The 9,220-nt window shown below is 54.9% G+C and carries 14 protein-coding genes; 8 read left to right on the forward strand and 6 right to left on the reverse strand.

Features of this window, described 5'->3' with window-relative positions; genetic code table 11:
- Positions 1–65: 65 nt before the first annotated feature.
- Positions 66–482: an IS200/IS605 family transposase gene (gene tnpA / locus HJG40_RS12075; RefSeq protein WP_215864423.1), complete on the reverse strand. Its 417-nt coding sequence runs from the start codon at positions 480–482 to the stop codon at positions 66–68.
- A 22-nt stretch (positions 483–504) separates the two neighbouring features.
- On the opposite strand from tnpA, the gene HJG40_RS12080 reads away from it, so the two are divergent.
- The gene (locus HJG40_RS12080; protein WP_215864424.1) at positions 505–1,713 is read left to right on the forward strand and encodes an RNA-guided endonuclease InsQ/TnpB family protein; all 1,209 of its coding nucleotides are present in this window, start codon (positions 505–507) and stop codon (positions 1,711–1,713) included.
- Between the two features lie 87 nt (positions 1,714–1,800).
- Here HJG40_RS12080 and HJG40_RS12085 read toward each other — a convergent pair whose 3' ends face one another.
- Both HJG40_RS12085 and HJG40_RS12090 read right to left on the reverse strand, forming a co-directional pair.
- Entirely contained in the window at positions 1,801–3,108 is a 1,308-nt protein-coding gene (locus HJG40_RS12085) for a type II toxin-antitoxin system HipA family toxin (protein ID WP_215864425.1), read from the reverse strand.
- Positions 3,109–3,110: 2 nt separating this feature from the next.
- Positions 3,111–3,356 carry a helix-turn-helix domain-containing protein gene (locus HJG40_RS12090; RefSeq protein ID WP_215864426.1) on the reverse strand — a complete coding sequence of 82 codons (246 nt, stop codon included), beginning with the start codon at positions 3,354–3,356 and terminating at the stop codon, positions 3,111–3,113.
- 231 nt (positions 3,357–3,587) lie between these two features.
- On the opposite strand from HJG40_RS12090, the gene HJG40_RS12095 reads away from it, so the two are divergent.
- Positions 3,588–3,806, forward strand: a complete 219-nt coding sequence (locus HJG40_RS12095; RefSeq protein WP_215864427.1) for an addiction module protein — start codon at positions 3,588–3,590, stop codon at positions 3,804–3,806.
- On the forward strand, positions 3,803–4,078 hold the full coding sequence (locus tag HJG40_RS12100) for a type II toxin-antitoxin system RelE/ParE family toxin (protein ID WP_215864428.1): 276 nt from the start codon (positions 3,803–3,805) through the stop codon (positions 4,076–4,078). Before HJG40_RS12095 ends, HJG40_RS12100 begins: the two co-directional genes overlap by 4 nt.
- A gap of 188 nt (positions 4,079–4,266) precedes the next feature.
- Here HJG40_RS12100 and HJG40_RS12105 read toward each other — a convergent pair whose 3' ends face one another.
- Together HJG40_RS12105 and HJG40_RS12110 are read right to left on the reverse strand one after the other, a co-directional pair.
- A complete protein-coding gene (locus HJG40_RS12105; protein WP_215864429.1) occupies positions 4,267–4,494 on the reverse strand; it encodes a hypothetical protein in 228 nt (75 codons plus the stop codon).
- Positions 4,495–4,583: 89 nt separating this feature from the next.
- The gene (locus tag HJG40_RS12110; protein WP_215864430.1) at positions 4,584–5,078 is read right to left on the reverse strand and encodes a tetratricopeptide repeat protein; all 495 of its coding nucleotides are present in this window, start codon (positions 5,076–5,078) and stop codon (positions 4,584–4,586) included.
- A gap of 317 nt (positions 5,079–5,395) precedes the next feature.
- Between HJG40_RS12110 and HJG40_RS15455 the strand changes: the two genes are divergently transcribed.
- From HJG40_RS15455 to HJG40_RS12135, 5 genes are all read left to right on the forward strand, one after another.
- Positions 5,396–5,977, forward strand: coding sequence for a prepilin-type N-terminal cleavage/methylation domain-containing protein (locus HJG40_RS15455; protein ID WP_368356167.1), 582 nt, complete (start codon positions 5,396–5,398; stop codon positions 5,975–5,977).
- An 89-nt stretch (positions 5,978–6,066) separates the two neighbouring features.
- Positions 6,067–6,561: a prepilin-type N-terminal cleavage/methylation domain-containing protein gene (locus HJG40_RS15310; RefSeq protein WP_215864431.1), complete on the forward strand. Its 495-nt coding sequence runs from the start codon at positions 6,067–6,069 to the stop codon at positions 6,559–6,561.
- A 16-nt stretch (positions 6,562–6,577) separates the two neighbouring features.
- Positions 6,578–6,793 carry a hypothetical protein gene (locus HJG40_RS12125; protein WP_215864432.1) on the forward strand — a complete coding sequence of 72 codons (216 nt, stop codon included), beginning with the start codon at positions 6,578–6,580 and terminating at the stop codon, positions 6,791–6,793.
- 91 nt (positions 6,794–6,884) lie between these two features.
- The gene (locus HJG40_RS12130; protein ID WP_215864433.1) at positions 6,885–8,504 is read left to right on the forward strand and encodes a diguanylate cyclase; all 1,620 of its coding nucleotides are present in this window, start codon (positions 6,885–6,887) and stop codon (positions 8,502–8,504) included.
- Entirely contained in the window at positions 8,491–8,664 is a 174-nt protein-coding gene (locus tag HJG40_RS12135; RefSeq protein ID WP_215864434.1) for a hypothetical protein, read from the forward strand. The genes HJG40_RS12130 and HJG40_RS12135 overlap by 14 nt, the downstream gene beginning before the upstream one ends.
- Before the next feature lie 84 nt (positions 8,665–8,748).
- Here HJG40_RS12135 and HJG40_RS12140 read toward each other — a convergent pair whose 3' ends face one another.
- Positions 8,749–8,982: a hypothetical protein gene (locus tag HJG40_RS12140; protein WP_215864435.1), complete on the reverse strand. Its 234-nt coding sequence runs from the start codon at positions 8,980–8,982 to the stop codon at positions 8,749–8,751.
- Positions 8,983–9,220 lie beyond the last annotated feature (238 nt).

The raw sequence follows: 9,220 nt of genomic DNA on the forward strand, positions 1-9,220 counted from the left end.
GGAGGTCAAGAGCGCGGCGGGGAGGTGGCTCAATGCCGCCGCTCCCGCCCTTGCAAGGTGAGACGCTAATCCGGTGTTTGTTGCTGCTCGATGTACTGGCGAATAATGGATATGGGCGCACCGCCGCAACTACCGGCAAAGTACGAGGGGGACCAGAGCGCCCCGCCCCACAATTTCTTGCTGACGCTGGGGTAGTTCTTTTTGCGGATCAGACGACTGGAAACCCCCTTGAGGCTGTTCACCAGTGCCGAAACGGACACCGTTGGCGGATAATTTACCAGCAGATGCACATGGTCATCCTCCCCGTCGAACTCCACCAGCTCCGCGCTGAAATCCTGGCAGACGGCGGCGAAGATGCCGCGCAGATCGGCCAGCACCTCGCCAGTGAATACGCCACGGCGATATTTGGTTACAAAGACCAAGTGAACATGCAGGTTAAAAACGCAATGCCTGCCGTGTCTTATTTCAGTTGCATCAGTCATCGGCCAAGCATACAATAAACGCATGATGCTTCGCAAAGCCGTGCGCTACCGTCTCGAAACCACTCCGGAGCAGGAACATCTCCTGTCCCGCGCGGTCGGCTGCGTGCGTTTCGTCTGGAATCGCGCTTTAGCGATCCAGAAAAGCTATCTGGAGCACGGTTGCGGCATCTTGTCTTACGTGGACCTGGCCAAGTGCCTGACCACCTGGCGGAACGGGGAATCTTTCGGCTTTCTGTCCGAATCCCCCGTCCACCCCCAGCAATGGGCGCTGAAGTTTCTGGACCGGGCGTTCAAGGACGCTTTCGACAAAAAGAATCCCAAGCGGTTTCCGGTGTTCAAGAAAAAGGGCTTGCACGACAGCATGCGCTATCCCGATCCGGAGCAGATCAAAATCGACCTGAAACCACAGGATGCGGATGGACGCAGATTGCTCCCCAAAATCTTCCTGCCGCGTATTGGCTGGGTGAAGTTCCGCAAGTCCTGCATCATCGGCGGCGAAATCCGCAATGTTACCGTCAGCCGGTCGGGTGGTCACTGGACTGTCGCCATACAGACCGAAAAGGAAATCCCGGACCCCGTACATCCGTCCACTACAGCGGTCGGCGGTGACCGGGGCGTGGCGAACCTGCTCACGTTGTCCGATGGCACCATGTTCCTGCCGGTTACGGCTTATCGGGATCTGCAAAATAGGCTGGCGCGGGAGCAAAGAAAGCTCGCGCACAAAGTGAAGTTCTCGGCCAACTGGAAGCAACAGAAGGCCAAAATCACGCGCTTGCATCAGCGCATCGCGGAGATTCGCAAGACCGTACTGCATCAGGTCAGCACCGCCATCAGCAAAAACCACGCGGTCGTGGTGCTGGAAGATCTGAAAGTACGGAACATGACCGGCTCCGCAAGGGGCACTGTCGAGCAACCCGGACGCAACGTTCGGCAGAAATCAGGATTAAACAAATCCATCCTCGATCAGGGATGGGGCATGCTCAAACAGATGCTAGGCTACAAACTCCAGTGGGCCGGTGGCATGCTGCTCTTGGTGGACCCGGCCTATACTTCGCAAATCTGTCCGGTTTGCGGTGTGGTGGACGCCGGAAATCGAAAAACACAAGCCGAGTTCCATTGCCTGCACTGTGGGCATGAAGCGCATGCCGACGTGAACGCGGCACGAAACATCCTCGCAAGAGGATTGCAGTCAACGGCGGGGCACGCCGGGGTAGCCTGTTTCGCGGCGTAAGCCGTGAAGTTGGCCCAAACCAAAGGGAATGGGTCAATCAAAGCGGCTGAAGTAGGGCCGCTGCTGGCAGGAAGGAATCCTCGTCCTTCAGGGCGAGGAGGATGTCAACAAGAGGGATGCACGTTTCTCAACACCCTCAAGGATCGGGACGAAAGTCGCTTCAGGCGCACCCGCCTTGGCGGCAAGCGCCTCGACTTCGGCAAGAGCCGCCTCGATCCGGGCAAGCAGGCCGGAAAAAATGCCGTCCATATCCTGCTTGCCCAGGCCCGCCGCCTGACCAGTCTGGTAGAAATGCCTCGATTGGATGTCCATGATGCGGTAATGGCGATTCTTGCCAACCGCCATGGTCAGTTTGATCTTGTGTGGCGAGAGTTGCGGATAGGGTGAAGCCGACATCACGTCATAGAGCGGAGTGAGCTTGTAGCCACCCGGCGTGAGAAAGACGGAGAAATTCTTGGCGTGCCCATCGATGGCCGCCAGAAGCCAAAATACTATCTGCGCCGTCATAAAGCGCAGGCGGTCTTCCCGAGGCGCAACTGCCCCGTTGAGAAACGCGAGAATGTCCTCAATACCCGGTCCGCCGTCAGCCTGATATTTGCGCGTCGGGGATACGCCCAGCGCCTGACAAGTATCCTCCTGCGGCAACCGATACAGGACCCCGTCTTTCCAAAGCCTGTCAAAACGCTCGACCACTAACACCGGCTTTCCGCCAAACAGCAATACTTTCGCATTCGCCGCTTCCAGACCCAAGGCACGGCAGAGCTCCAGGCACAGCCACTCATTCCACGACGTATCGGAAAAGTCCGCACTGTTCGGGCCTTTCATGAGGGCTGGCTTGAAGATGTGCGAGGTCGGTGTCGGGCCAAGGGGGAGATTCCACTTTCCATCGATATTCAGGAAGGCGGTTTTCTCCTGCACCCCGGCAATCGAGATGCGGAAGTCGTCTTCCTCAACATTCATGCCGAGTGGTGATGTCCCGAGTGCTTCGAGCCGCGCCGCGATTTCCTCGTCCGAGACCGGCCTGTAGATCATCTTGGTCGAATCACCGGAATCCATCTCTTCGGGAATGAAACGCAAAGCGCCGACGCAATCTCGCCCAATGGCGGCGAGCAAGTCGAATGTCCCGGCACTCTCAGCATGTTCGCGCGATGCAATCTTGTCCCGGACTGTGGAATCGTCAGGCAGCAGGCCGTCAAAAAAGCTACTGACCGTCATCCCGCGCCAGGGCCGGTCGGATAGTGGCATCGAGAGGGAGATCGGAAAAGCGCGTTTGGAAGCCAACCAGGCTGGGTCATACCGAAACAGGGTGGAGCCGTCGGGAGTGCGGGCGTATACCCCGACCTTGGTGGAGCCGACATAGACCTGCACGGCCCGCGCTTTGCGCCTGCGCCCCATCCTTAATACTCCGTCGGATTGAATTCGGCCTTGCGGCGCGGCACCAGCGCCAAGTCCATGTCAAGCGCGGCCAGGACCTTGAGAAAAGTGTCTGCGCGTGCGCTATTGGCCCCGTTTTCAAGATTGGAGATAAGGGCCTGCCTTACCGAAGCCATGCTCGCCAGATCGACCTGACGCAGTTTTCTTTTCAGGCGTTCGGCCCGAATGGCTTCCCCGAGCTCTCTGCTGTTCCTGATGGTCACGATCATGAAAAACGCCTCTGCACATACGATATACCGAATAAAAAAAGCATATACGATAAAAAAGATAATATCAATTTATGCATTTTATCGTATGTCAATCAGCACCTAATATCGGTCATTTGCATGTGATTTCACTCTACCAAGTGATAGGCGTCCTTTCATTTTGTCGAGTTAGGACTTTCGGCTATGATGAAAACTGCCTCTTTGTGCAAGCGCTGATTTCAAGGGAGAGATTAGATGACACTCACGCAAACCATCATTGAACAAGCTGTGGGCCTTTCAGCCAGGGACCGCTTGAAAATCGTAGATAGCCTCTTGATCAGCCTGGACGAACCGAGTCTGGAGTTTGACCAGTTATGGGCTGAGGAGGCAAATAAGCGGCTAGCCGCTTATCGACGTGGTGAAATGGGCACCAAGGATGTTGAATCGGTACTAGGCCAGTTCAGACGAGAATGAAATTACGCTTTCTTGACGTAGCCGATGAAGAATTGACCGAAGCTTGGCGTTTCTATGACGAAGCCGGTGCTGGGGTAGCCGACGCATTTCTGGCAGAGGTGACAGAAGCCATCAATCGTATAGAGCGGTATCCAAACGCATGGCAGAAATTAAGTGGTCAGTGGCATCGCTGTTTAATGCGCCGATTTCCATATGGGTTGATTTACACGCACAACGATCATGAGATATTGGTAGTTGCCGTTGCCCATCTCCATCGCAATCCCAATTACTGACAAGACCGAAGTGGCAGTTAAAAAAATTGTGATGGCGTCATCGCGGCGCTTGGTGCAGGCATTATTATCGAGGATCAGCGGCAAACGGTAGTTGCGGCTTAATGCCCGCAACGGCGAAACCACAACATCGCCAAGGCGCGGGCGTGGGTAGAACACCTATTTGCGGCCATAGAACAAATGGGCGGCCCCTATATCTTTTCGTTTTTGCGAATCCAGGCAAGAAAAGTCGGGTCCTCTATGCTGTATAAGCCCGATTCTCCGGAATTGGCAATGACACCCCGCCCCATGAGCCGCCTGATGGATTGCTGCACTGTGGATATCTTGGTCGTCCCGGTGGGGATACCCAGATAGTGATCCATGTTGGCACGATGTGCTGTGCCGTAAACCTTGGCCGACTCCGCAATCTGGGTCAGCACAGCAATCAGCGCCTAGCCTAGATGTCCACATAGCAAACTATAGCACGGATTTGCTATATAGTAATTTGTTGCTATCAACAAATACAGCGCTACACCTCAAACCCCAGCGTGCGCAATTTGCCCTGAGCCAGACTATGCCCCAGCGCGGCGGCACTGCCCAGCCAGCGCAGGCCAAGGCCCTGATTTTTGTCCACACCCCGGCCGTTGAAATAACAGGCCGACAAAAAATCCATGGCATCGGCATGGCCTTTTTTGGCGGCAGCCTCAAAAAAACTGCTGGCAATGGCATGGTCGTCAGACCAGTAAAAATAAATACCCACCTGGTTGAGCGCCCCGGCGTCGCCATGGTCGGCCTGTTGCACGGCATCCACAAAGTCTTGCAGCAGGCAGTGTTGGTCCTTGGCGGCCAGGCTGCTCAGGTCCACCTGCCGCAGCACCCCGCTGGGCACTTGTGAACTGGGCAACTGCTGCCCGGCAATAACGCCCGAATCCAGCCAGTTATGAATGGTCCGCACCGTTTTGCCGGTGAGCAAGGCGGCCATTTGCGGGCTGATGAAAGCAGTGGGCGGACAAAAGGCCTCCATAACACTTCCTTTCTGCAAGGTTTGTTTCATCGATTTTAATGGAAAAGTAAAAAACTTTCATCGCTTTTCGATGAAGTCCGCACAGGATTTCATCGGATTTGGATGAAAAACACGGCAAGGTTCGGCTTGATGACTTTGTTGCGGTTCGCAGAGTTCCATTGAGTTTACGATAATTTTCCCATAAAAACATGAGTATGTGAATGGCACACTGCTGTCAAAGCACAGCGATTCTGATGATGGCACGCTTTCTGCTTTATGAGAACCAGCGCAGCACCCTTTGGCGTTGCCGAACTTCTTACCACACAAGGAGCATCCTCATGAGTATGTTAGTCAAAAAGGCGCAGGCCAGCGCCGAAGCGGGTTTCACCCTCATCGAACTGATGATCGTCATCGCCATCATCGGTATTCTGGCGGCCATCGCCATTCCGCAGTATGAGCAGTACATTGAATCGGCAAAGGCCACAACTATTGCTCAGGATTTTCATCAGGTAGTCAGTCAAGGCGTTGCGGCTGAGGCCGCAGCTAATGCAGGTCAAACGACCACCATTACACTACCTGGCGCGGGTGCGGCAGGTAGCATTCAAAGTTGTGCATATATCACGGCAGCAGCAGCACAAGCAGCAGCCGGTTCCAATGGTCCTACTTCAGGCACAGCATCTGCTACTGTAGCTATTGCACCCGGAGATGCAAGCTACTTCAATCTAAACTACACAGCATGTTCTAACAGTCTGCAAGATAAAATTAAGCAGCAGTTAAACTCTTATGCAATAACAGCCGGTGCGGCACCAGCTGTAGCTGGTAATACTACTGCCGGCACACAATCTGTAGCCGCACAAACCGGTGCTGCTGTAAATATCACCCTAAATGGGAGTATTGTACCGGCTACGCCTTCTGCGTAAGTGATTATAATTCGGCATGGCGTAATGCCATGCCATTTTACTTATAAATATTTTATCAATTTAAATAATAACAAAATTGGCATATTAAGATGTGCTTAAAAAAAAGATATCGCAATCATCAAAATGGATTTACGCTTATAGAAATGATGATAACTATTGCCATTATCGCTATTCTGGCAACCATTTCATTACCTTTATATTTCCAGTATTTGCGCTTTACCCAAGCGGAAGTGGTCGTAGCTAATTTTCGTTCTGCAGCATCTGTAGCAAGGCTGGATATTATTAATGCACAGACAAACAAAACATCAATTAACGTTTTTGCGGTGTTGTCGAGTACCGTCACCGCGCCGTTGGATCACGCCGTACCGGCTTATACCAGCCAGGGCGGCACGACCCATTGCAGTCAGATCGGCATTGATCCGGCGGTGATTACGGCGAGCACCCAAAAGGTCACCTTAAATGTGGGCACCGGAACCGGTGTCTGCAAAGACAGTAACACCACGGCGGCAGTGGGCCGCGCTTTATCGCAGGCGGGTTTTAACCTCGGTCCCAATGCCGCCAGCACTTATGTTATCACCCCGTAAACACAGGAGAACGACCATGAACGCCGATCATCCGCAACAGCGTATCAATGAGCTCCAGCAATTGCGCCATCGCCTGCTCAGTCGTCGCGAACAGCGCGGTGCGGCCACCGCGACCATCGACATGGAACTGAACGTGGTGCGCAGTGAGTTGCAGGCGCTGTATGCCCTGCAGCGCCAGCAAAAACCCGCCAATCAGCGGATTTCCGCCATGCCGGTCCTCAAAATGGCCTGAACGTCGCGGACTGCGGCAGCTTGCAAAACCTCCCGAAGTGGCCGGGGGGAGGTCGCTGGCTGCCCATCTGCTGCGTTACGGTCTTCCGCTCATGTCCGGTGATACCCCTGATCCGTCCGCTAAAAACGGCCACTGGCGCCGGGTTTGGGTGCGTCTGGGGTTGGGTGGGGGGTTGCCTTCGGGTGCTTCGTCATTTTCTGCGGCCCATACCCGCTTGCAACAATACCTGGCTTTCAGCAAGGCCGTCGGGCAGGTCATGGAACACACCGATCAGGAATCCATCCTGCTGGAGTCCCTGTGTACGCTGGCGGTGGAATGCACGCCCGTCAGTCTGGCCTGGGTTTGCCGGGTAGAGCCGGACAATTCCATGCAAACCTTGGCGGAAGCCGGAGATACCGCCTATCTCGACAGCTTTGCCGAAAGACGCAGCGGTCTGCCCGCCGACCATGGCCCGCTGTTCCGGGTCTGGCAGACGCAAAGGCCGCTGTTTAATGAACCTTTCTCCGAGGGGCCGCTGCGCAAGGCCTGGCAGCAGAATGCTCGTCCCTATCAGTTGCGTTCCATGGCGGTGCTGCCCATTCATCGCGACCACCAGCCCTGGGCGCTGCTGGTGCTGTATGACCGGGACAAGCGGGGTTTCCCGCAAGACTGTCAGGTGGTGCTGGAGGGCATCGCCCGCCGGGTGAGTGAAGCCCTGGAAGACTGGGTGGGCATTCTCCGCGAGCGGGTAGAGCGCGAACACCAGCTTTTGCTGGGTACGGCCCTGCAAGCGGCGGAAGAGGGGGTGGTCCTGACCGATGCCGATCGACGCATTTTGTATGTGAATGCCAGCTTTTCCCGGATGACGGGTTATACGCTGGCGGAAATCAGCCGCTTCGGGCTGCATCATCTGCAAGGCCCACGTACTGACCCCCGGACTCTGACCGAAATTGACGAGGCCCTCTGCGGTCAGGGGTTTTTTAACGGTCGCCTGCTCAATTACCGTCGCGATGGGCAGACGTTCTGGAATCATTTAAGCATCATCCCTATTTACCAGCGTACTGGAGCCATCAGCCATTATGTGGGCATTCAGCGCGATGTGACCGCCGAATGGCTGGTCCGCGAACAACTGGAATACGAGGCCTGCCATGACCGCCTGACGGGTTTGGGTAACCGGCGTGCCCTCATGGACCAGGTGGCCGTTACCTTACCCCGCGTCCAGCGCGGCCACGGCGCCCTGGCCATCTGTATGATTGACCTGGATCATTTCAAACCCATCAATGATCTTTACGGCCACGAGGCGGGGGACCATGTGTTGCGCGTGGTGGGCCGCCGCCTGCACGCCGCCCTGCGCCGCAGCGACTATGTAGCGCGTCTGGGCGGGGATGAATTTGTGCTGCTGATTGAAGGCTTCAACCACTTCGAAGAGCTGGAACTGATTCTGGTCAAAATCGAGGTCACCGTGAATGAACCCATTCATCTGCAATCGGGTGCCGTGGTCGGGGTCCGTCTGAGCATGGGGCTGTGTTTGTATCCTTCCGACTATGCCGGTGATTTCGAGACCCTGCTGCGCTATGCCGACCAGGCCCTGTACCAGTCCAAGGCCAACAAACGCCAGCGCACCCGGTACTGGGAATTATTCGTCATGGAAGAAGCGTCTGGCGAAGCAATCAGTAAAGGCAGTGCTATACACACACAGATCGACAGGAGCGATGCAGATGAAAGTGGATAGATGTGATGCGCAGGACGCCCAGCTGCAGACGGAGGCATTGAAACCGTATGCAATGAGCAGCGCTGAAATCCGGAACAATACGGCAGCACTACCGCAAAATTTCCAGAAAACCTGTCGGGCACTAACCGCTTATCTCGACGGCAAGCGCCAGACACGATGACCATGAACCCGCCATAGCCCTGCCTGCATCATGGGTAAGCGGATATAGTCTCACAGAAATATAACTCACTAAGCAGCATTGCGCTTAAAACGGTATCGTTAGATTCGCTCCCACATAACTCCGATGATAACCAGCCCCCCCGCCGTAAGCACTGGCTACCTGAGAATAGCCACCGGTGAGACTGAACTGTAAATGCGTCGAAATAATGCCGGTAATAGTGCCGTAAAAGTCAGTTATGGGCGTGGTAACACCGTCTATAGTCTGGTCCCCATATCCTGCATAAAGACGCATCACCGAGTATGGAGAGAATTTCTGCACGTATATAATATAACCTAATGCTTCCCTGTAGTGATGGGGGCTGAAATATGCGTTTGTGGGTGAGCCGTTGATTGAGATTCGCAAAGGCGTTCCGCTGGTATAAGCCCTGAAATAGGTTCCTCGTCATTTCAAGTGGGTAGCCTGAGATCCAGCTTGCCCAGGATCAGGTAGGCCATGTTGATAAAGTTCTTGTGCGTGCGGTAACCCCGAGCCTTGGCCTTGGCGGATTGAATGAGGC

Source organism: Acidithiobacillus concretivorus (genome assembly GCF_018853445.1).
Classification (GTDB): domain Bacteria; phylum Pseudomonadota; class Gammaproteobacteria; order Acidithiobacillales; family Acidithiobacillaceae; genus Acidithiobacillus; species Acidithiobacillus concretivorus.